This window comes from Grimontia indica, assembly GCF_000333895.2.
GTDB classification, from domain to species: Bacteria; Pseudomonadota; Gammaproteobacteria; order Enterobacterales; family Vibrionaceae; genus Enterovibrio; species Enterovibrio indicus.
Map to the genome: position 1 here is coordinate 15,059 of NZ_ANFM02000037.1, position 20,637 is coordinate 35,695.

General features: G+C 49.1%; 18 protein-coding genes and 2 tRNA genes. 10 read left to right on the forward strand and 10 right to left on the reverse strand.

Annotated features, from left to right (window positions below; genetic code table 11):
* Positions 1-83 precede the first annotated feature (83 nt).
* Positions 84-590: a YfbU family protein gene (locus tag D515_RS19615; protein ID WP_002540993.1), complete on the reverse strand. Its 507-nt coding sequence runs from the start codon at positions 588-590 to the stop codon at positions 84-86.
* Between the two features lie 204 nt (positions 591-794).
* Between D515_RS19615 and D515_RS19620 the strand changes: the two genes are divergently transcribed.
* Positions 795-1,442 (forward strand): energy-coupling factor ABC transporter permease, encoded by a 648-nt coding sequence (locus D515_RS19620; protein WP_002540994.1) that lies wholly within the window; start codon positions 795-797, stop codon positions 1,440-1,442.
* Positions 1,443-1,511: 69 nt separating this feature from the next.
* Positions 1,512-1,937: a GtrA family protein gene (locus D515_RS19625; protein ID WP_002540996.1), complete on the forward strand. Its 426-nt coding sequence runs from the start codon at positions 1,512-1,514 to the stop codon at positions 1,935-1,937.
* A 31-nt stretch (positions 1,938-1,968) separates the two neighbouring features.
* On the opposite strand, the gene pflA is transcribed toward D515_RS19625, so the two are convergent.
* The 4 genes from pflA to D515_RS19645 form a co-directional block, all read right to left on the reverse strand.
* Positions 1,969-2,709, reverse strand: a complete 741-nt coding sequence (gene pflA / locus D515_RS19630; protein ID WP_002540998.1) for a pyruvate formate lyase 1-activating protein — start codon at positions 2,707-2,709, stop codon at positions 1,969-1,971.
* Positions 2,710-3,137: 428 nt separating this feature from the next.
* Positions 3,138-4,349, reverse strand: coding sequence for an EAL domain-containing response regulator (locus D515_RS19635; RefSeq protein WP_002540999.1), 1,212 nt, complete (start codon positions 4,347-4,349; stop codon positions 3,138-3,140).
* 204 nt (positions 4,350-4,553) lie between these two features.
* Complete coding sequence (gene pflB, locus D515_RS19640) at positions 4,554-6,830, reverse strand: formate C-acetyltransferase (protein ID WP_002541001.1); 2,277 nt, start codon at positions 6,828-6,830, stop codon at positions 4,554-4,556.
* 199 nt (positions 6,831-7,029) lie between these two features.
* Positions 7,030-8,574 carry a DUF3360 family protein gene (locus D515_RS19645; protein WP_002541003.1) on the reverse strand — a complete coding sequence of 515 codons (1,545 nt, stop codon included), beginning with the start codon at positions 8,572-8,574 and terminating at the stop codon, positions 7,030-7,032.
* Positions 8,575-8,767: 193 nt separating this feature from the next.
* Here D515_RS19645 and D515_RS25895 point away from each other — a divergent pair, with 193 nt between their 5' ends.
* Positions 8,768-8,938 (forward strand): hypothetical protein, encoded by a 171-nt coding sequence (locus D515_RS25895; protein WP_160167794.1) that lies wholly within the window; start codon positions 8,768-8,770, stop codon positions 8,936-8,938.
* Between the two features lie 68 nt (positions 8,939-9,006).
* Here the strand turns inward: D515_RS25895 and ycaO are convergent, their stop codons facing one another.
* Positions 9,007-10,758, reverse strand: a complete 1,752-nt coding sequence (gene ycaO, locus D515_RS19650) for a 30S ribosomal protein S12 methylthiotransferase accessory factor YcaO (RefSeq protein WP_002541005.1) — start codon at positions 10,756-10,758, stop codon at positions 9,007-9,009.
* A gap of 162 nt (positions 10,759-10,920) precedes the next feature.
* Here ycaO and D515_RS19655 point away from each other — a divergent pair, with 162 nt between their 5' ends.
* Positions 10,921-12,081 carry a tetratricopeptide repeat protein gene (locus D515_RS19655; RefSeq protein ID WP_002541006.1) on the forward strand — a complete coding sequence of 387 codons (1,161 nt, stop codon included), beginning with the start codon at positions 10,921-10,923 and terminating at the stop codon, positions 12,079-12,081.
* A gap of 50 nt (positions 12,082-12,131) precedes the next feature.
* On the opposite strand, the gene D515_RS19660 is transcribed toward D515_RS19655, so the two are convergent.
* The gene (locus tag D515_RS19660) at positions 12,132-13,793 is read right to left on the reverse strand and encodes an ABC transporter substrate-binding protein (protein WP_002541007.1); all 1,662 of its coding nucleotides are present in this window, start codon (positions 13,791-13,793) and stop codon (positions 12,132-12,134) included.
* A gap of 373 nt (positions 13,794-14,166) precedes the next feature.
* Here D515_RS19660 and D515_RS19665 point away from each other — a divergent pair, with 373 nt between their 5' ends.
* The 4 genes from D515_RS19665 to D515_RS19680 all read left to right on the forward strand — a co-directional run bounded on the left by D515_RS19665 (position 14,167) and on the right by D515_RS19680 (position 17,632).
* Positions 14,167-14,937 carry an ABC transporter ATP-binding protein gene (locus D515_RS19665; RefSeq protein WP_002541009.1) on the forward strand — a complete coding sequence of 257 codons (771 nt, stop codon included), beginning with the start codon at positions 14,167-14,169 and terminating at the stop codon, positions 14,935-14,937.
* Positions 14,938-15,035: 98 nt separating this feature from the next.
* Positions 15,036-15,800, forward strand: coding sequence for a transporter substrate-binding domain-containing protein (locus D515_RS19670; protein ID WP_002541011.1), 765 nt, complete (start codon positions 15,036-15,038; stop codon positions 15,798-15,800).
* 396 nt (positions 15,801-16,196) lie between these two features.
* Positions 16,197-16,898: an ABC transporter permease gene (locus tag D515_RS19675; protein ID WP_002541012.1), complete on the forward strand. Its 702-nt coding sequence runs from the start codon at positions 16,197-16,199 to the stop codon at positions 16,896-16,898.
* Between the two features lie 11 nt (positions 16,899-16,909).
* Positions 16,910-17,632, forward strand: coding sequence for an ABC transporter permease (locus D515_RS19680; protein ID WP_002541015.1), 723 nt, complete (start codon positions 16,910-16,912; stop codon positions 17,630-17,632).
* Between the two features lie 154 nt (positions 17,633-17,786).
* Here D515_RS19680 and xthA read toward each other — a convergent pair whose 3' ends face one another.
* Positions 17,787-18,593, reverse strand: coding sequence for an exodeoxyribonuclease III (xthA, locus tag D515_RS19685; RefSeq protein WP_002541017.1), 807 nt, complete (start codon positions 18,591-18,593; stop codon positions 17,787-17,789).
* Between the two features lie 210 nt (positions 18,594-18,803).
* Here xthA and D515_RS19690 point away from each other — a divergent pair, with 210 nt between their 5' ends.
* Together D515_RS19690 and D515_RS19695 are read left to right on the forward strand one after the other, a co-directional pair.
* Positions 18,804-19,235: a hypothetical protein gene (locus D515_RS19690; protein ID WP_002541018.1), complete on the forward strand. Its 432-nt coding sequence runs from the start codon at positions 18,804-18,806 to the stop codon at positions 19,233-19,235.
* A 144-nt stretch (positions 19,236-19,379) separates the two neighbouring features.
* The gene (locus D515_RS19695; protein WP_002541020.1) at positions 19,380-20,342 is read left to right on the forward strand and encodes a glutathione S-transferase family protein; all 963 of its coding nucleotides are present in this window, start codon (positions 19,380-19,382) and stop codon (positions 20,340-20,342) included.
* A gap of 48 nt (positions 20,343-20,390) precedes the next feature.
* On the opposite strand, the gene D515_RS19700 is transcribed toward D515_RS19695, so the two are convergent.
* Together D515_RS19700 and D515_RS19705 are read right to left on the reverse strand one after the other, a co-directional pair.
* A tRNA-Tyr gene (locus D515_RS19700) sits at positions 20,391-20,475 on the reverse strand.
* Positions 20,476-20,540: 65 nt separating this feature from the next.
* Positions 20,541-20,625 (reverse strand) — tRNA-Tyr (locus D515_RS19705).
* Positions 20,626-20,637: the final 12 nt, after the last annotated feature.

The window sequence follows — 20,637 nt, forward strand, 5'->3', positions numbered from 1 at the left end:
CAGTTTAAACATGGGGTTATGAGTGGAATTTAAATGCAGAAAAGCCGCTGAAAACAGCGGCTTTTGATTGAGGTTTTTGGCGCTTACGCGCCCACGATTTGGCAAAGCTCGTTTCCACACAGGTGGTACTGACGAGGGCAGTTGCGCCATACCTGCAGCATGCGCTGGTATTTCGCCAGCATCGGCGTTTGGCTGTTGAAGTGGTGTGAACCCTTGTCGAATTGTGCGTACAAACCTTCCACATCGGTCAGGAAACGCACGTAGTTCACCAGATGTGCTTCCGTCGCGGCATCAAAGCCCCAGAACTGAAGGCGACGTGCATCCACATCACATTCGCAACGGGTGCCGTCTTCCAGCATGCGGTAAGACTCTTGAAGTGCGTGGTGCATCTCCATGATATCAACTACCTGGCGGCACAGTTCTTCTGACATGTCGCCAAAGTCTTTATCCAATTCACGCATTTGCAGGGCATATCCACGCTCTACAATAGTTTGTAGACGGCGATATTTTTCTGCGTTTTGTGGATCAAGTTGGGACATTAGCGTGTATTGATTAGATAGGATAAGACGTTGAGCGTGTGTCATTTCCATAATAGTGGCCTCGAAAGATAAAAATTCTTTATCCAAACAGTCTCTTAGTAATGATTTGAAGTGAGCAAGTTTGGCAATTCATGTGCCACAGATTAACAGTTGGAGCAGGTCGTTTTTTTGATCTGGACACAGGTTAGTTACGCTTTTTTAACTTGAAAAGTGACTGGATTTTGTAGCTCAGAGCCCAAGAATAACGGAGCAAGGATGATTTACTGGCAGGTGTTTGGTTGGACGTGTTTTCTGGTGTCGCTGTGGCTTTGCCGTTCGCCGCTTGGCTGGCAGAAAATGCGTACCGAAAAAGACTATCAGCACTTAGTGTTTGCCAGTGGGATCATCCTGTTTTGTTTGTGGGCATTGAAAGCAGGGATCAGTGAAGGATTGGATATCCACTTTCTGGGAATGACAGTGCTCACGCTGTGCCATGGCCCGAGAATCGCTATTTGGATTTCAGTGATTCCATTAACTTTGATGGTGGGTTTTGGCCTTTTGCCGTTTGCCGATGTCGGGCTGTATGCGTTCACCACGGCGGTGCTTCCTGCCTTGGTCAGCTATGCGATTTTCCAGCTCTCCTACCGGTATCTTAGTCATCACCTGTTTATCTATATCTTCATCGCTGGTTTTCTTAACGCGGCCTTTACCATCGTGTTCCACCTTTGCACGGTATCGACAGGTTACTGGGTGTCTGGCCTTCATGGCTGGGATACCATCCTCGATAATTACCTGACACTGGCGCTGTTGATCTGGTTCCCGGAAGGGCTGCTCAACGGCATGGCCGTGACTTTGCTGGCAGTGTATCGTCCGCATTGGCTGCGTACATTCTATGACAGGGAGTACTTGTCGCCGGATAGATGATCTCCTTTTGACCTTTTTTCTACCGACCATCGGATAGGTTATCTGTTCGTGGTATCAAAGAGAAAAGCGATGTTGGCGCAGATCAGAAAACCAGAGTGGGTAAGCCTTGGGTCGGCGAAGGTTGTGATAGGGCAGCTAAAGCGGTTCTCAGGCGTGGGTGTTTTCAACACTGTGCTGGGTTACGGGCTCTATGCTTTCTTCCATCTTTTTTTCGATTACGCAACGGCTTATAGCCTTTCAGTGCTGATAGGTGTGGCGTTGTCTTTTGTGCTCAATACCAAGCTGGTGTTTCAAACTCAGTTGTCCCGCGGGAAATGTCTGCGTTTTACCCTGGTGTGCTTGGCGCAATATGGCATTGGATTGATGGCTTTGAAAGGATGGGTGGAGTACGTCGGGGTCGATGACTTACTCGCGCCTTTGTTGGTGTTGGCTTTAACGATACCGCTTGGCTTTGCGGGTTTTCGGTGGGCGTTGATGGATAAGAAAATGGCTTGAGTCTTTGCTCAAGCCATACAAGATTTCTCGATCAGTAAACCACTTTGTGGCCGTAGCCTTCCAGAATCGCTTTTAGCGTTTCCATGGTTTCTTTCTTCGGTGGGCTGACATCTTTCAGCTCATACTCGTAACCCAGCGCTTCCCACTTGTGGGCACCCAGTTGGTGGTATGGCAGCATTTCGACTTTCTCGATGTTGTCCATGTCTTTGATGAACTCACCCAGACGGTGTGCTGACTCTTCATCGTCGGTGTAGCCGGGAACCACTACGTAACGAATCCAGGTTTTCTGGCCACGCTGATGCAGGTAGCGGGCGAAATCCAGTGTGCGGCGGTTGGACACGCCAATCAGATCTTTGTGGATTTCGTCGTTCATTTGTTTCAGGTCCAGCATCACCAGATCGGTGGCATCCAACACTTCATCGACGACATCAGTATGCTTGCGGATGTAACCATTGGTATCCAGACAGGTATGAATGCCTTCGGCTTTTGCTGCACGGAAGAAATCTCGCACGAATTCAGGTTGAAGCATAGCTTCACCACCGGATGCAGTGACACCGCCACCGGAGGCATTGATGAAGTGACGATAGGTCACCACTTCTTTCATGATTTCTTCGACAGTGACTTCGCGACCATCATCCAGATCCCACGTATCACGGTTGTGGCAGTATTTGCAGCGCATCAGGCATCCTTGCATGAAAACGATAAATCGAATGCCAGGACCATCAACGGTTCCACAAGACTCAAAAGAGTGAATACGGCCAATCACCGACATGAGCATCTCCAAAACTACTGTAAAAAGTAAGGTGTTATTTTATTACAGAAACGTGGTGACCTAAAGGGAATATGCCCCTATTAAAGCCATATGAGACGTGAAATTGTAAGGAAAGGAGAAAGGCGCGAACACCGCGCCATTTTCAGGGCCTGTTGACCTTTGGTGATGATTTTTGCAGCAGTTTGTGGGGACTTCATGCAAGGCAGAGGCTTCGACGTGTAGCTAGCCTACATGAGAAGCCGATAACGCAGCAGAAATTCCCCACAAACGCTGCCCGAAGGGTTCGACTGCGCGTCCCGTACTCTAAGCGTTTTATGCTTTGTTAAGGTGTATTTGCTTAGAATGACTAGGCAGCACACACCTCGCCGCGCCTAAAACGCTTATAGCTAGAACAAAATTTAACCACCAAAGGTCAACATGCCCTAGGGTTAGATTTCGATGGTGTTGAGGGCAATCGGGGGGCAAAGCGTGCGACTTTCCAGCAAGGAATTCCACAATGTTTGCCAGTGCTTCAATTGGTCTGCCGGCATAGGGCGGGCAATGAAAAAGCCCTGACCATAATCACAGCCCATGTCACGAAGCGAGTGCCAGACTTCAATGCATTCAATGCCTTCTGCCACTGAAGCGACGCCAATGCGGTTAGCAACCAAGTTACTGGCTTCAACCAAGGCGAAGGCTGTGCGTGAACTTAGCATCGGTAGCACCAGATTAAGGCCGATTTTCAGGGAGTCCAGTGGCAGGAATTCGACTTGTTGCAACGTGCTGTAGCCTGAGCCGAAATCGTCAATCGCGATACGGAAACCATTGAGAAGTAAGCGGGAAGCGGCTTCCTGTAGCTGAGCGATCTGCGAGAAATTTTCTGGCTCGTGAAGCTCGAAGTAAATCAACTGATTGAGGTTGGGGTATTGATGGCCCAGCTCAATCACCTCATCCACAAAGTTCAGTTCGATAAGATTGTTCACGGAAACATTGATGCCGACTGGGTGACCATCGAGGTGAGTTTGGTTGGCAATCACGGCGTTGATCACCGAAAAGGTCAGCTCTGATTCCAGATTCAAATTTGATAACTGGGAAAGAAAAGATATCGGGGTGAGGGTTCCCCGTATCGGATGTTTCATCCGCTGTAATGCTTCGCAGGCTACCCACTCACCGGTATCAAATCGCACGATAGGTTGAAACCAAGTTTCAAACAAATTCGCTTTCCAGGCTTCCAGCACTTCGTCGTCAGTAAGTGGAAGCAAATCCTGCGGATAATCGGTGTCGTGCTCCATCGCCAGTGTCAGATAATACTTCAGCAGGGGGATAGAAGCAGGTTTTGGTAATACTCCGAGAACGTTGAGGCTCATGTGCTCACACATGCTTTTGACGGTATCCATCACCTTCTGAGACGCTGCACTGGTGATCACAATGCATCCCATAAAACCGCGTTCGGCGGCATTGCTCAACAACTTGATGCCATCCATGTCTGGCAATTCCAGGTCACAGAACACCAAATCCGGCTTACCGTGTAGGATTTTCTCAAGCGCAGCATTGCCGGATTCGGCAAAAATCAGTGTGTCGTCTCCTGAAAGGAGCTGCATCAATTGCCCTGCAATCACATCTCGTTGGAAAGGATGATCTTCCACTAGCAAGATATTCATGGCGTTCCCCTAAAGCGCACATGTCGGCATCAAAGTGTGATGCGAAAATTGTTGTGATAGAACAGCTTGCTTCCAGTATGGTCGCTATTTTTCAGAGCGTCGACAGAACGTTATGCGGTTAAGGGGGGAGTTGAGGCGTTTTTTGATCAGGCATAAAAAAACACCTCCCGGAGGAGGTGTTTTTCAATTCAATGAATACTCAGATTACAGAGATTCAGTGAAAGTACGTGCGATAACGTCTTTCTGCTGCTCAGCAGTCAGAGAGTTGAAGCGAACTGCATAACCCGATACACGGATAGTCAGCTGTGGGTACTTCTCTGGGTGCTTAACTGCGTCTTCCAGCGTGTCACGGTTCAGAACGTTAACGTTCAGGTGCTGACCGCCTTCGATGCCAGACTCGTGGTGGAAGTAACCATCCATCAGACCAGCAAGGTTAGCTTTCTGCGTGTCACCGTCTTTACCCAGTGCGTTAGGCACGATAGAGAAGGTGTAAGAGATACCGTCTTTCGCGTGAGCGAATGGCAGTTTACCTACAGAAGTCAGAGAGGCTACTGCACCTTTCTCGTCACGACCGTGCATTGGGTTTGCACCTGGTGCGAATGGCGCGCCTGCACGACGACCGTCTGGCGTGTTACCAGTCTTCTTACCGTACACAACGTTTGAAGTGATGGTCAGGATAGACTGAGTAGGTACTGCATCGCGGTAAGTTTTCAGCTTACGAATCTTGTTCATAAACTTCTCAACCATTTCACATGCGATGTCATCAACGCGTGAATCGTTGTTACCGAACTTCGGATAGTCGCCTTCGATTTCGAAGTCGATAGCGATGCCGTCTTCGTCACGAACTGGTTTCACTTTTGCGTACTTGATAGCAGACAGTGAGTCAGCGGCTACAGACAGACCAGCGATACCACAAGCCATAGTACGGTAAACGTCACGGTCCATCAGAGCCATCAGAGACGCTTCGTAGCTGTACTTGTCGTGTGAGTAGTGGATAGCGTTCAGCGCAGTCACGTACTGCTTCGCCAGCCAATCCATGAAGCTGTCCAGACCGTTCCAAACTTTGTCGAAGTCCAGAACTTCGTCATTCATTGGATCTTGCTTAGGACCAACCTGCATCTTCAGTTTTTCGTCAACACCGCCGTTGATTACATACAGCAGCGTTTTCGCCAGGTTCGCACGTGCGCCGAAGAACTGCATGTGTTTACCAACAACCTGTGGAGATACACAACAAGCGATTGCGTAGTCATCGTTGTCGAAGTCTGGACGCATCAGGTCATCGTTTTCGTACTGGATAGAAGAAGTATCGATAGATACTTTCGCACAGAAACGCTTGAAGCCGTCAGGCAGTTGCTCAGACCACAGTACAGTGATGTTTGGCTCTGGGCTTGGACCCATAGTGTACAGGGTGTTCAGGAAGCGGAAGTTGGTACGTGTTACCAGCGTACGACCGTCACAGCCCATACCACCCATAGATTCTGTTGCCCAGATTGGGTCGCCAGAGAACAGCTCATCGTACTCAGGAGTACGCAGGAAGCGAACCATACGCAGCTTCATGACGAAGTGGTCGATGATTTCTTGCGCTTCAACTTCAGTGATCTTGCCTTCAGCGATGTCACGCTCAACGTAAACATCAAGGAACGTAGAAGTACGACCCAGTGACATTGCAGCACCGTTCTGAGACTTAACAGCAGCCAGGTAACCGAAGTACAGCCACTGAACCGCTTCTTGTGCGTTAGTCGCAGGACCAGAGATGTCGTAGCCGTATTTTGCAGCCATTTCTTTCATCTGGTTCAGAGCACGGTATTGCTCTTGGATTTCTTCACGAAGCTGCATGGTCATTTGCAGATCGTCGCCCGCTTCCAGTTTCTCTTGCAGAGAGTGGAATTGCTTCGCTTTGTCTTTCAGCAGGAAGTCTACGCCGTACAGTGCTACGCGACGGTAGTCACCGATGATACGACCACGGCCGTATGCGTCAGGCAGACCAGTCAGAACACCAGACTTACGGCATTTCAGGATATCTGGAGTGTAGATATCGAAAACGCTTTGGTTGTGAGTCTTGCGGTACTCTGAGTAAATTTTTGAAACCATTGGGTCCAGCTCACGGCCGTAAGCCTTGCAAGAACCCTCGATCATGCGAACGCCGCCGTTTGGCATGATTGCACGTTTCAGAGGTGCTTCAGTTTGCAGACCAACGATCTTTTCCAGATCTTTGTTGATGTAGCCTGCGTCGTGAGCAGTAATGGTAGAGATTACAGAAGTGTCGAAGTCTACAGGCGCGTGAGTTGAGTTCTCAAGCTTGATGCCTTCCATCACTTTTTCCCAAAGCTTGTTAGTTGCTTCAGTACCTTCAGTTACCAGGAAAGACTCGTCGCCCTCGTAAGGGGTGTAGTTCTTCTGAATGAAGTCACGAACGTTAACTTCGTTCTGCCATTCGCCGTCAGCGAAACCTTCCCATGCTTTAGCAAATTGCTCAGACATGTTGTACCTACCTTTTTAGTAGAAGAAAACAAGTACTTAGCGACTTTGATGTCGCTCCACCGTTGAGCCAGTGGTAGTACACGATCATTAAAAAACTGTAAAAGCAAAAACGGTCTTTCAAAACGCGTTTGATTTTACGCTTTCTAGCCAAATTATGAATAGTAATTTGGGCAGCCAGTTAAGGCTGCCCAAACCGTCATTACATCAGAGCAGGGATGCCGAACTGATCTTCGAGCATACCAACCGCGAGCATAGCAACCAGACAGATAATTAATACTGAACCTGGAATCACGATACGGTCTACGAAAGACAGTTTTTTCGCACGCTCTTTGTCACCAATGAGACCATTGTTGTCGAGCAGCATTGCCAGCGCCCAAGCCAGTACTGGGTTAGCAACCATTGATGCGAAGATACAGATACCTGCTGATTGTGAATCCTTAGTTTCACGAACCATCTGAACACCTGCTTCAAGCAGTGGCAGGAATACACCTACCAGCAGCGCGATACGCATTACCGGTGGCCATACTGCTACGTCCATTGGGAAACCAAGGATAGCGATGAACATCACCAAACAGCCCAGCAGAATTGCACCAGCAGGGATTGGACGCTTCGCAATCGCTGCAGGGATCATGTAAGTACCCCAAGAAGAGGTGATGTTACCGCCACCTACCGCAGTACCAACCATCTGGCGGATAGAACACATAGTCATTGTGTCATCCACGTCCATCAGCACTTTTTCGGTTTTCTTCGGATAGTTCAATTCTTGGAAAATACGGTGGCCCAGGAAGTCTGGAGACCACATCGCTACTGCCAGAATCGCAAATGGCAGAGAGGCGATGAAGTGCTGCAGATTTGGCAGACCCAGCATCCAACCTTGCTCAGTGCTACCCCACCAGTAAACAGGGTTCAGGTTAGGCAGACCCATTTCAGTAGTGAAAGTCAGGTCGAAGCCAGCGCCCAGCGCCAGTGCTGCAATCAGACCAGTGAACGCACAGGCAGGGATTGCCAACCAGCGTTTACCGATACGCGCGAGCAGAGCGTAAAGCACCACGTTCACGGCCAGAACTACCAAGCCAACATAACCCATGCTGCCTTTCGCGACGGTTGCAGACTCTAGGCCTTTTGCCCAAGTCTGAATATCAGCGATTTGGCTCATCGCACCGGTGAAACCGAGGAAAATAAGAAGACCGCCGGCGACCCCTTCACTGGTGAGGTTCACCAGTTTCGAGCCACCTTTGAAGTAACTCAGCATCAAGCCGAACATACCCAGCAGCAATGCAAGCGCAAGAGGGTGAGCACCGGCTAGCGCAATGGTACCGATCAGTGGGATCATTGGACCATGGTTACCGGCAAGGTTAGCGCGTGGGTTGATAAAGCCAGAGGCAAGCACACAGAACAGCAGTGCAGGGATAAGCATCTCAACACGTGCTACTTCAATTGCGAACTCTTTGCCCAGATTGATGTGATCCCAAGCTTGGGTCAGGCCATCAGCCCAAGACATCATCACTGCTGAGTACATCGCGATAATGCCGATGGTACCCGCCAATGCAGGAACGAGGTCTTCGAGTTCGAAACGGAAATCACGGCCAGGAAGGTTTAGCTTCCAACGGCGCGGGTTCATGATTTGAAGTTCGTGGTCCAGGTAATCTGAACGTGTCGCGAACTCTGAGGCAGGTCGGTGCTTAGCTTGATACTCGCTTTGCGCCTTATCGCCGATGTGCTCTGATGGAGCTTGAGTTGACATAAAGTCCTCTTCGTACAAAAGCAAACAGAACTGGTTGCGCTCCCCGCAGGTTTTAGCTTTTATTCAGCAATGAACGCGCTGCTGATTGAGGTGAGGCCGGGAGCCAAAATTCGTTACAAACATACTAACAAACCTCTCCTGAGCAAATTTGATCTAAATCATTTTCGTGAAAATAAATTACAGGATTTGAAAGTTGCCAGAAACGAAAAATGCCATAAATGATAAGGATATTGCCGTTTTTGCCGAATTTACTTTGATTTCTGAAATAAAATTACCAAAAGTGGTGCGGGAGATGTGCCACAGAAATGCACTAAATTGCTGTGAAAATACGTTGGCTGTCACTTTTTCCGCACATCGTTCTTGAACAATATAAAGAAGCCTGCGCGGGTTTCCCTCAAGCAGGCTTGTTCGGTGCAGAATCGTAAGAAATAATTACGCAGCGTTGGCTTTTGCTTGTTGCAGCTTTTCGTAGGAGGCCAAAAGTTTCTGATGCGCACCAAATGAGGTCAAATCTGCACTTTCTAGCTCAAGGCCAAAGAAGCGGATGTCACCGCAGATTGAGCTCCAAACCGCTTCGGTGATGCTTTCGCCGTAAACAAACCCAAATGCGCGACGGTACTCTGCAGCGTCTCGCGCTTCATCCTGGGCCAGCTCCAAGCTTGCAATCAGGCAGCGCATAAACATGGTGCGTTCCTGACTGTAGATGGTGGCATTGTATTCCAAACTCCAGGTCGCGAAATCCTGTGCTGTTTCCATGTCGCCCATCGCCAGTGCCAGCAAGCATTTCAGCTCGCCAATGGTGAGTGACTTCCAAGCGGTACCTGCATCCGGCAGCACGCCCATCAGTTCGCATACCATGTAGCTGTCATCAAAGTCTGACATTTCCAGCACATCAAACAGAGACTCAACCGATTCATCACTGAAACCCGTTGCGAGCAGCATGGACATTGCTTCACGCAGATCGGTACCGCGGTTGTTATTGCAAAGTTGCACTTCCTCCGGCGGGTAGATTTCAGACCAACCCGGAACAATCACTCGGCAACAGTTCACGCCAAGGTGGCTGTAATCGGCAATATACGCATCGGCATCTTCTGCATGAAGCTTACCGAGCAGCCATGAGACTTCTTCTTCTGAAGTGCCTTCGAAGTTCCACTCAGTGAATTCGTAATCCGGTGTGGACTTGAACATGTCCCAAGAGACCGTGCCCGAAGAGTCGATAAAATGGGTTTCGAGGTTGTGGTGGTCAGCCACATCTTCATCATGGAAAGAAGGCGCTTCGAAAACGTCCAGATCTTTCAGGCTGCGGCCCTGCAGAAGTTCGGTCACAGTGCGCTCGAAAGCCACCTGGAAACGAGGGTGTGCGCCCCAAGAGGTAAAGCAAGTGCCATTGTTAGGGTTAAACAAAGTCACGCAAACAACCGGGTACTGACCGCCCATGGAGGCGTCATAAACCGCAATCGGGAACCCTTCTGCCTGCATGGCTTCAATCGAAGCCTGAATAGTTGGGAAACGGGCAATCACCTCAGCAGGAATTTCCGGCATGCTGATGCGCTCAGCAATGATGCGGTTTTTAATGGCGCGCTCAAACACTTCTGACAGCGCCTGACTGCGCGCTTCGGTTGCAGTGTTGCCCGCTGACATGCCGTTAGAGACATAAAGGTTACCGACAATGTTCATTGGCACGTAAACGGTTTGCTGATCTTTCTGGCGGATAAACGGCAGCGCACAGATCCCGCGATCTTCATTGCCCGATTGAAGATCAACCAGATCGCTCGCCATCAGGGTTTCTTCCTGATCGTAGAAGGCGCGCATGTCGTCATCAAGCAGACCGTCCGGCAGCATGTCGTCATCAGTGAGAGGAAACCATTTCTCGTCTGGGTAATGAACGAAAGGTGCTTGTGCGATCTCCTCTCCCAAATAGAAATCCGCATAGAAGTAGTTGCAGGAAAGACGCTCAAAATACTCGCCGAGCGCGGAAGCCAAAGCGGCTTTCTTGCTGGCGCCTTTTCCGTTGGTAAAGTTCATTGGCGCGTCCACATCGCGAATGTGAACAGACCACACATTCGGCACAGGATTAAGCCAGGAAACAGGTTCAACGTTAAAACCGGCCGCTGTCAGTTTTGCTTCAAAGTTGTTGATGGACTCTTCGAGCGCAGCGTCTTTACCAGGGATATAGGTTTTCATGGGATTCTCAGTATTTATAAGAAGGCGCGGAGTATATAGAGCCCGCTAGTAAGACGCCACGGAAGATATGTTGCGTCCCTGCAAAAAATAGACGTTTTTACAGGCGCAGTGTGTCTAATCTACGTTATATTCGAGATATCAAATCGTTATTGGCTGAGGGATATGAAACTTTTTGGTGTTGGCGTATTGCTGTTGTGTGCAAGTTTACCGGCGTTTGCCAGTGATCCGGATTTTGCCCGTCACCTGAATCGTATCGAAACCCTGCTATCGAATGATGAGGTCGATAAAGCGGCCGATCTGGCGAAAGCGATTGTTTCGGATAACGAAGAACAGAATGCCTTACATCAGCGGTTGCTCGGTTACATCTATCTCAATGAAGGTGACTACAACCGTGCGTATCTTGCCTACACCAAAGCGCTGGAGTACCGAAAGTTACCTGAAAGTCTGAGACAGGATGTGCTGGGCGCATTAGTGTCCCTTTCTATGAAGCGTGGCCGTCCGGAAGTCGCCATTCAATACGGTAAAACCTATCTGGCTGAGTTTCCTACCTTCCAGCCGGTTGAGCATCTTTATACCCGTGCGCTGTTCAGCGAAAAGAGATATGCAGAAGCGTTGAAACAGGCTAACGCCATTATTGCCCGTTACGCCGATGTGCCGGAATTTATATGGCAGATCAAACTGCTGAGTGAAGAACAGCTTCAGCAGCACCGCGCGCTGATTAATACCACCCGCGTGATTCAAGATAAATTTGGTCATGACATTCGCTGGCAACGCAAGAAAGCCTCCGCCTATGCGGCATTGGGTGAAGTGCGTGCTGCGTTGAGAACTTTACGGGAAGAAGCCAAAGCCGGAGCCACGCTGACCGAGGCGGATTACCTTAACATGTCCCAATACGCGAGCATGCTGGGAGATACCGAGCAAGCGAAGCGATTGCTCAATCAAGGTATCAGCTCAGAAGCTGTGACCGTGAACCGTGATGTGCTGAAACGTAAACTCCAATATCACATGCAGTCGATGGAGTGGATGGAAGCTTGGGAAGTGGTGTCTTTGCTGAATAGAGAGCCTGAACTTTCTCTGGTGAAAGTGCAGGTTAAAATAGCGTCCCAACTGCAACGTTGGCAGGAAGCCGCCAATCTGGCGCAGCAGGCCATCGACATGGGGGGCAGCCGGGATGCCTTTTTGTGGGAGATCTTGGGCTTTAGCGCGATGAAAACTAACCAGCTTGAGTTGGCGCGTTCAGCATACGAAAGACTAAAGATGCTAGACCCTCACAGCGACGCAGATGTATGGCTCAAAACGTTGGAGTTAATGGGCAAGGAATAGCGTGAAGGCCCCGAGTAAAAGAAAACCCAAGCATCAGCTTGGGTTTTCTTTTATGGGGTATTCTTGGGTGACTCTTCAACCGGTTCCAATTCGAGCAATTGAATCAACCTTGGCCTTTCTGTGTACCAAATTGGCGGTACATTCGGCGTCCCGTCTTCATGCCTTCTCCAGCCTTTGTAACGTGTGGTGGTGAATTCCACCGTTTCCAGCTTGTAATAAAGCGGCACAGTCACCTGATTTTCAGAAATGCGCAGATGAAGCTGGCTGACAATATCGCGCTGTTTCTGCTGATCAGTTTGAAGCAGAAAGTCATCCAACAGGTCATCCACTTTTTCGTCTTTGAAATAGTGCTGGGCAAAACGTGGCGAAGTAGGGGTTTGATAGGCGCTGTTAAAGGCTGAATTGAAATACCTGAAAGGTGTCAGGCCGGTAAAGTAGTTGGTGATGCTGAGATCGTAATTGGCATTCGCCATACGGGCTTCATATTCAGGAAACGGTAAAACTTCTGTTTTTACACGCAGGCCGACAGCCGCGAACATCTCCGCAGCCACATTAGAAGCAGAGATGAAGTCGCTCCAACCATTCGGTGCGATGATCCGCAGAGTCAGTGGCTCTCCAGACGGTAATTCCCGGAATCTGTCGCCGTCGATATCGACCAATCCCAACTCGTCAAGCAGGCGTGAAGCGGCTTTGGGATGAAAGCGAATGTAGTAAAGATGCTGCTCTGCGGCCGAATTCGGTATCCAGTCCTCAAATGTCGATGCCATACCACTGGCAAATACCGCTTTTTCACCCTGCCCAAAAACAGCAACACTGATCAAAAGATCCCGTGCAAGGCTCATCGACATCGCACGGCGAAAACGCACGTCTTGAATAACTTTGCGTAATTCTTCGTTGGGATGTTTGAAGTTAAACATCAAGCTGACGATGGTTGAGGGCTTATGGTGGTAATGGTAATCACGCGAATAGGAGGCGTAGTTACGCTCAATATCTGGAATAAACGCACTCGCCCAGTCAAATTCACCGTTGCTCAGACGGCTGATGAGCTCATCATTACTTTTGACCTGTGGGTAGCGAATGCAATCGACCTTGAGTTTGTCTTGTTGCCAGTAGTTGGGGTTACGGCACTGAACGATGTTATTGCTGCTAAAGGCTTTTATATCGGTAAAAGGGCCAGTGCCGACAGGATGGGCATTAAGGAAAAAACGCTTGTCAGAAATGTCCTGCCACTGGTGCATGGGAACAATAATGGCTTCCTGTAAACGATGTGCTATCTGTGCGTTTGGATGGCTTAACGAGACGTATACCTCATTTTCGCCACGTTTTTCGATGTGCTCCATCCAGTACCCGAGTGAATTGTAATCCAGTTCGGGTTCGTCTTTTAGCAGTGAAAGACTATAGACCACATCGTCCGCAGAAAAGGGGGTGCCGTCAGACCATTTAATGTCATCTCGCAGCGAGAGCAGAATGCCTTTCAGGTCGGGGGATAGGGTGTAACTTTTGGCTAGACGGAAATGTGCGACGCCCTCCTCAAAAACCATCAGGGGTTCGAAGATGAAGTCTCTCGTCGTCGCCAGTGTATCGGCGCGGAAAGGGTTGTAGTTTCTGACAAAGCCGTTCGACAGCTCGGGAATAATTGTAAGTGTATTGGTTGTGGCTGAGCTGGCGAAAGAGACGAGCGCGAAACACAGGGTCAGCAAGCGTGGCAACATAGCTCTCTCGATATTGATCTACAAGCAAATTTTCATCGAAATACACCCTACACTAACCACTCAAAACCATCAATCAATTCACACTCTTGATAAAGCACTCATTCTGTTTAATTATGCATTGAAAATGACTTATTTTTTATTCACTTAAAGGTTAACAAATTGTTGCTGTTGAAACTGATGGATGTTATTTTCAGATAAACGAGCCTCAGTAGTGAAATGTGTTGTGGCACGGCAGAAAATGACAATTTACGCCATAGTTACACTGAACTCGTACCACCAAGCCATATAAAAAAGAGTGCCTAAGCAGTCTTCAGACTAAGATCAGGTGCTCGTATTAGCTCGGCGTGCAAACAGAAAGACAGGAGTCAAGCGCATGACGGAAGCAGTAGCGCTACAAGTCAAAGACCTTCACAAGACCTTTGGTCAACACGAAGTATTAAAAGGGATTTCACTGGACGCACACCGTGGCGATGTCATCTCTATCATCGGATCATCCGGTTCAGGTAAAAGTACCTTCCTTCGCTGCATCAACTTGCTGGAAACCCCAACTGCAGGTGAAATCTGGGTGAACGGCGAACTTATCGAAATGAAAAACGGTCGCCATGGCGAAGCCGTACCCGTTAGCGAAAAACAAGTTCAACGCATTCGTTCCCGTCTGGCGATGGTATTCCAGGGCTTCAACCTGTGGTCTCACATGACAGTACTGGAAAACGTGATTGAAGCACCTATCCATGTTCTGGGCGTACCAAAAGCAGAAGCGTTGGAACGCGCAGAAGCCTTCCTGCAGCGCGTAGGCTTGTGGGAACGTCGTGATTACTACCCAGGGCACCTTTCCGGTGGTCAGCAGCAGCGCGCTGCGATTGCCCGAGCGCTTGCGGTCGAGCCTGAAGTGCTGTTGTTCGATGAACCTACCTCAGCCCTTGACCCAGAATTGGTGGGTGAAGTACTCAACGTCATGAAAATCCTAGCGGAAGAAGGTCGTACCATGCTGGTCGTGACCCACGAAATGGCTTTTGCACGTGACGTTTCCAACCATGTGATGTTCTTACACCAAGGACTAGTGGAAGAGCAGGGCGACCCAGCTAAGCTATTTACTAATCCTGAATCGGAGCGATTACAGCAATTTATCTCTTCGATTTACTGATAGTTCTGAAATAAGAAAGCCCCGACGCGGTAAACGCATACGGCAGATGGCAAAGGAGTATCGCCATCTGAACAATATATCCATAAGGAGACAGAAAGATGAAAAAATGGTTAGTTGCTGCTGCAGTGACAGCTGCACTGGGCGCGACAGCTGTTCAGGCAAAAGATTGGACAGACGTTCGCATCGCTGTGGATGTACCTTATGAACCATTCGAATACAAAGCACCAGACGGTACCCTGACTGGTTTCGAAGTGGATCTGGGTAACGCTGTATGTGAAAACGCAAAGCTGAACTGTAGCTGGGTTATCCAAGCATGGGACGGCATCATTCCAGGTCTGCAAGCGCGTAAGTACGACGTGATCTTCTCGTCAATGTCGATCACTGAAGAACGTGCTAAGCAGGTACTGTTCTCAGAACCTTACTACAACACCCCAAGCGGTTTCTTCGCACCAAAAGGTTCAGGCCTTAACCCAGCCGATGTTGACTCTCTGAAAGGTAAGCGTATCGGTGTTCAGCGCGGTACGATTCAAGACAACTACGCGACCGACACGTTCGGCAAAGTAGCAGAAGTTAAGCGCTACACCACGGGTGATGATCTGGTACTGGATCTGCAAGGTGGTCGTCTGGATATCGTGCTTATTGACTTCCCAGTAGGCGAATCTTCAATCCTAGGCGGTAAAGACGGTGACACCTTCGAAGCAGTGGGCGACAACGTTCAACTGGGTAATGGTGTAGCAGCAGCATTCCGTAAGCGTGATAAAGACCTGGCAGCGATCTTCAACAAGTCTCTGTCTCAGGTGAAAGCGAACGGTACGTATGACGAGATTCGTAAGAAGTACTTTGCCTACGATATCAAAATGTAAATCTGCTTCTTAGTTGGAGCGATAGCTGCGTTGCTTGCGCGCGCTCACCCCAATCACATAGGAAACCTATGCTCATGGGGATTCACGTGCTCGGCGCCTTGCTCTAGCTCCAACTACGTTGCAGATTGGATTGCTGGGCATAGTTGGTACTGCCTTGATACAGCACCATCTATTTACAGCAATCTGTAGTTGGAAAAATACTCACCAACTACTTTGCAGGAACTCTGCTAAGCCTAAATGGCAACACATGGCAGATTCATCAGCCCTCTGATTTAGGGGGCTGATAAAGCTCTAGGGGGAGCGGGATTCGCTCCCTTTTGACTGATAAGCGAAAACTGAATACAAGATCCATAAAGCGGTAGTTTCGCTATCGGTTTATTCGTGCAGGAGGAAAGGATGTTAGATCTGCATGGTTATGGCCCTTCCATTTTCATGGGCGCAATATTAACCGTCGAATTGGCGGTGCTTTCTGCTGTGATTGCGGTGTTACTGGGATTGGTAACCGCATTGGCACGACTTTCTAAGAACCGTTTTGCCCGCGGTGTGGCAACGGTTTATTCCACCGTGGTTCGGGGTGTACCCGATCTGGTGTTGATGCTGCTGATTTTCTTCGGCGCACAAATCATGATGAACAACTTCTCTGACTGGCTTTACGAAAAGTATGACATTGATATGTTCATCAACATCAATGAGTTTACTGCTGGCGTTTCGACGATTGGCTTTATCTTCGGTGCCTACATGGCTGAAACCTTTCGCGGCGCATTTCTGGCGGTTGACCGTGGTCAGTTGGAAGCAGGCACTGCATATGGCATGAGCCCTTGGATGATCTTCCGTCGCATTATGTTTCCGCAAATGATGCGTCACGCATTGCCAGGCATTGGTAATAACTGGTTGGTGTTGGTGAAGACAACGGCGCTGGTGTCAGTGATTGGTCTGGCGGACATGACGCGCCTTGCCAAAGAAGCGGCAGGTGCGGTGAACGAACCGTTCAAATTCTTTATTCCGGTAGCATTGGTCTACCTGCTGATCACCTCCATCTCTGAGCTTGGACTCAAGCGCTTGGAGCGTAAGTTCAGCGCCGGTGTAGTAAGAGGCTAAGGAGACACGGAATGTTAGAATCAATTTACGCTTACCTCGACCAAAACGAGATTTTCACCTCGACCACCATTCTCCACTACTGGAGTGGTTTGACGGTCACTGTTCAACTGGTGTTTCTGTCGCTGGTGCTTGGTCTTATCCTGTCCGTACCATTGGCGGTTGCTAGGACCTCAAAGAACCCTTGGATTAACCGTCCAGTTTGGATTTACGTTTACATCTTCCGTGGCACGCCGCTGCTTATCCAGCTTTATCTGATTTATTACGGTGTGGCGACCATTGAAGGCATTCAACAAAGTATGTTCTGGGCAGTTGTCGAAGATGCTTTCTATCCATGTCTGTTTGCTTTTGTGTTGAACACGGCCGCATACACAACGGAAATCCTCCGTGGTGCCATGGTGGCAACACCTGCAGGTGAAATCGAAGCAGGCAAGGCTTACGGCATGTCGCGCTTTACGATTCTGCGCCGCATCATCTTGCCATCTTCGTTCCGCCGCGCACTGCCAGCGTACAGCAACGAGGTTATCTTCATGCTGCATGCAAGCTCGATTGCGTCGGTCGTGACCATCATCGACCTTACAGGCGCAGCAAGGGACATCTACGCACGTTTCTACGCGCCATTTGATGCCTTTCTGTTTGTGGCGGCTATCTACCTGTGTCTGACCTTCGCCATTGTTTATGGTTTTAAACGCCTTGAGCATCGCTGGCACAGACATTTGAGACCGTTGGAGTCGTAAGAGCAGGTCCTAGGGAAGAGAAAGGTCCTAGGTCCTGGGAAAAGAAAGGTCCTAGGAAGAGCAGGATACAAAAAACCGCCAGTGAATGGCGGTTTTTCTTTTTGGGCTTTTGCTCTTCCCTAGGACCTAGGACCTTCTCTTCCTAGGCCCTGATCTACTTAAACTCCGCCCAAATTGGCGCGTGGTCGGAAGGTTTTTCAATACCTCGGAGTTCGTAATCAATACCCGTATCAATGCAGTCTGCTGCCAGTGAAGGGGTTGCCAGAATCACATCGATGCGCAGGCCGCGGTTGTCGTCAAAACCACGGGAGCGGTAATCGAACCACGAGAACTTGTCGTCGGCATCAGGGAACTGCTGGCGGAAGGTGTCCACAAAGCCCCAGTTCATCAATGTTGCCAGCATTTCACGTTCTTCTGGCTGGAAGGAACACTTACCGGTTTTCAGCCAGCGCTTACGGTTCACTTCACCAATACCGATATCCAAATCAATCGGGCTGATGTTGATGTCACCCATCACAATCAGTTTCTCGTCATTGTTGTGCGAGGTGTTGAGGTAAGTCATCAAGTCTTGGTAGAACTTGCGCTTGGCAGGGTACTTGGTTTCGTGGGCGATGTTTTCACCTTGCGGGAAGTAGCCATTCAGCACTGTCACTTCACTACCATCGTCTTTTTTGAAGGTTGCCATGATCATACGGCGCTGCGCATCTTCCTCGTCTGTTGGGAAGCCTTTTTGCACTTTTACGGGCTCTTGTTTGCATAGCATCGCGACACCGTAATGCGCCTTTTGACCATGGAAATAGACTTTGTAGCCCATCGCTTCGACGTCTTCGACAGGAAAAGCTTCATCATGAACCTTGATTTCCTGCAGGCCGATAACGTCCGGTTGATGCTTTTCAATCAGTGCCTGAAGTTGGTGAAGGCGGGCGCGCAATCCATTGATATTAAAAGAAATGACTTTCATGCTGATTTACTTCTCTTTGTCTGAAGTCCATTGAGGTCTGCCCAGTTTATCCGAAATTACTACAGCTCGCAGAACATTAGTGTCTTACTATCGATGCAAATTCGTCCCATTCGTAAAGCGGCTTCTTTTTATTGCAACTATGCTTGTAAAGAAAAGAATCTTCGGACACTCAAGGTGTTATCGTTTTTTGAGCGAAGGGAGCGCAAACTTATGAATGTGGTTTCATTAATGAAACTTTCAGTGGCTTCACTGACAATAACCTTGGTTGCGGGGTGCAGCGAGTACGGCGATTTCACACAAGAACAAATCTGTCGGGCGAGTTTGGCCGCTATCAAAGGAAAAAGTCCTTCTATCATGATGGTTGATAAAAAGGTCATAGAACCGGAAACGGAAAAGGATGTTTTTCATATATCCTATAAGCGGCCAGATGACGGAAAGAAATGGCATTATCGCTGCAAAATCGACAAGCAACGTGCAGTTTGGGCGCAAGGAAAAGACGGTCGATGGCGTGATCAGGCTCAGGATCCCACGATTCGGTTCAAGATCGAAGGCGAAGATATTCTGATCCACGAAACCTTCCCTGACGGAAGTACTGCTCTGGATATTAGCTTCAGCATCTACATGCTGGGTGGTAAATCCTAACCTCTCCCCCCTGATCCCGGCAGCGTCATCGTCGGGGTCATCTTAGTCTTGTTTCAAATATTCGAACGACTCTGACGAAACCCTCCTACCGACATCTCCTTATCCTTTTCATATACTCTTCTCAACAAAACAAGGAGATTGGATATGGGCAAATTAGTGGAAGGTGTTTGGCATGACGTCTGGTATGACACCAAATCATCTGGCGGGAAATTCGTTCGTGAAGACGCTGGATTCCGTTCTTGGGTAACGGCAACCGGTGAAGCGGGCCCAACGGGTGAGAGCGGTTTTAAGGCTGAATCTGGCCGTTATCATTTGTATGTATCTCTCGCGTGTCCATGGGCACACCGAACGCTGATTTTCCGTAAACTGAAAGGCCTTGAAGAACACATTACCGTGTCTGTGGTGAGTCCTGACATGATGGAGAAAGGCTGGCAGTTTGATGAGCCTGAGTCACTCTATGGCTTTAACTACGTGCATCAGCTTTACACCAAGGCGAAGTCTGATTACACCGGGCGCGTCACTGTGCCTGTGCTGTGGGATAAGAAAACCGAAACCATTGTCAGCAACGAGTCGTCTGAAATCATCCGCATGCTCAACACCGCCTTCAACGAGGTGACAGGTAACACGGAAGACTTCTATCCAGAAGCACTGCGCAGCGTGATTGATGAGTGGAACGATTATGTTTACCCAAACATCAACAACGGCGTGTACCGCTGTGGTTTTGCCACCACGCAAGAAGCTTATGAAGAAGCGTTCGACAATCTTTTTGCTGCATTGGACAAATTGGATGCGCATTTGGCGACCAGCCGTTACTTGGCTGGCGATCAAATTACAGAGGCTGACTGGCGCGCCTTTACCACGCTGGTACGTTTTGACCCGGTATACGTGGGGCATTTCAAATGTAACCGCCAGCAGATTGCCCAATATGAGCACATCTTTGGTTATCTGCGAGAGTTATATCAGGTTGCGGGTGTCGCTGAGACAGTCGATATGCCATACATCAAGCGTCACTATTACTACAGCCACGCCAACATCAACCCAACCCGTGTTGTGCCAAAAGGGCCAGTGCAGGATTTGACCACGCCACATGGTCGTGAAAGCGTTTAGTTCGCAGGAAAGCAAAAAGCCAGCTCGATGAGCTGGCTTTTTTAATGATGGTGGTGGGAGAAGGATTCGAACCTTCGAAGGCGGAGCCGTCAGATTTACAGTCTGATCCCTTTGGCCACTCGGGAATCCCACCACGAGTTATTCTGATTGTGTGCTGCGCTGCGGAAATCAAATGAACATCGCCGCGAAGCTGAAAGATGGTGGTGGGAGAAGGATTCGAACCTTCGAAGGCGGAGCCGTCAGATTTACAGTCTGATCCCTTTGGCCACTCGGGAATCCCACCACGAGTTATTCT

What these genes read in the sequence shown, in the direction of transcription:
- D515_RS19670 (WP_002541011.1), top strand. Translation starts at nt 15,036, where the DNA reads ATGAAAAAATGGTTAGTTGCTGCTGCAGTGACAGCTGCACTGGGCGCG.
- D515_RS19655 (WP_002541006.1), top strand. Translation starts at nt 10,921, where the DNA reads ATGAAACTTTTTGGTGTTGGCGTATTGCTGTTGTGTGCAAGTTTACCG.
- xthA (WP_002541017.1), bottom strand. Translation starts at nt 18,593, where the DNA reads ATGAAAGTCATTTCTTTTAATATCAATGGATTGCGCGCCCGCCTTCAC.
- D515_RS19690 (WP_002541018.1), top strand. Translation starts at nt 18,804, where the DNA reads ATGAATGTGGTTTCATTAATGAAACTTTCAGTGGCTTCACTGACAATA.
- pflB (WP_002541001.1), bottom strand. Translation starts at nt 6,830, where the DNA reads ATGTCTGAGCAATTTGCTAAAGCATGGGAAGGTTTCGCTGACGGCGAA.
- D515_RS19665 (WP_002541009.1), top strand. Translation starts at nt 14,167, where the DNA reads ATGACGGAAGCAGTAGCGCTACAAGTCAAAGACCTTCACAAGACCTTT.
- D515_RS19660 (WP_002541007.1), bottom strand. Translation starts at nt 13,793, where the DNA reads ATGTTGCCACGCTTGCTGACCCTGTGTTTCGCGCTCGTCTCTTTCGCC.
- D515_RS19675 (WP_002541012.1), top strand. Translation starts at nt 16,197, where the DNA reads ATGTTAGATCTGCATGGTTATGGCCCTTCCATTTTCATGGGCGCAATA.
- D515_RS19680 (WP_002541015.1), top strand. Translation starts at nt 16,910, where the DNA reads ATGTTAGAATCAATTTACGCTTACCTCGACCAAAACGAGATTTTCACC.
- D515_RS19625 (WP_002540996.1), top strand. Translation starts at nt 1,512, where the DNA reads ATGTTGGCGCAGATCAGAAAACCAGAGTGGGTAAGCCTTGGGTCGGCG.
- D515_RS19695 (WP_002541020.1), top strand. Translation starts at nt 19,380, where the DNA reads ATGGGCAAATTAGTGGAAGGTGTTTGGCATGACGTCTGGTATGACACC.
- D515_RS19635 (WP_002540999.1), bottom strand. Translation starts at nt 4,349, where the DNA reads ATGAATATCTTGCTAGTGGAAGATCATCCTTTCCAACGAGATGTGATT.
- ycaO (WP_002541005.1), bottom strand. Translation starts at nt 10,758, where the DNA reads ATGAAAACCTATATCCCTGGTAAAGACGCTGCGCTCGAAGAGTCCATC.
- pflA (WP_002540998.1), bottom strand. Translation starts at nt 2,709, where the DNA reads ATGTCGGTGATTGGCCGTATTCACTCTTTTGAGTCTTGTGGAACCGTT.
- D515_RS19615 (WP_002540993.1), bottom strand. Translation starts at nt 590, where the DNA reads ATGGAAATGACACACGCTCAACGTCTTATCCTATCTAATCAATACACG.
- D515_RS19645 (WP_002541003.1), bottom strand. Translation starts at nt 8,574, where the DNA reads ATGTCAACTCAAGCTCCATCAGAGCACATCGGCGATAAGGCGCAAAGC.
- D515_RS19620 (WP_002540994.1), top strand. Translation starts at nt 795, where the DNA reads ATGATTTACTGGCAGGTGTTTGGTTGGACGTGTTTTCTGGTGTCGCTG.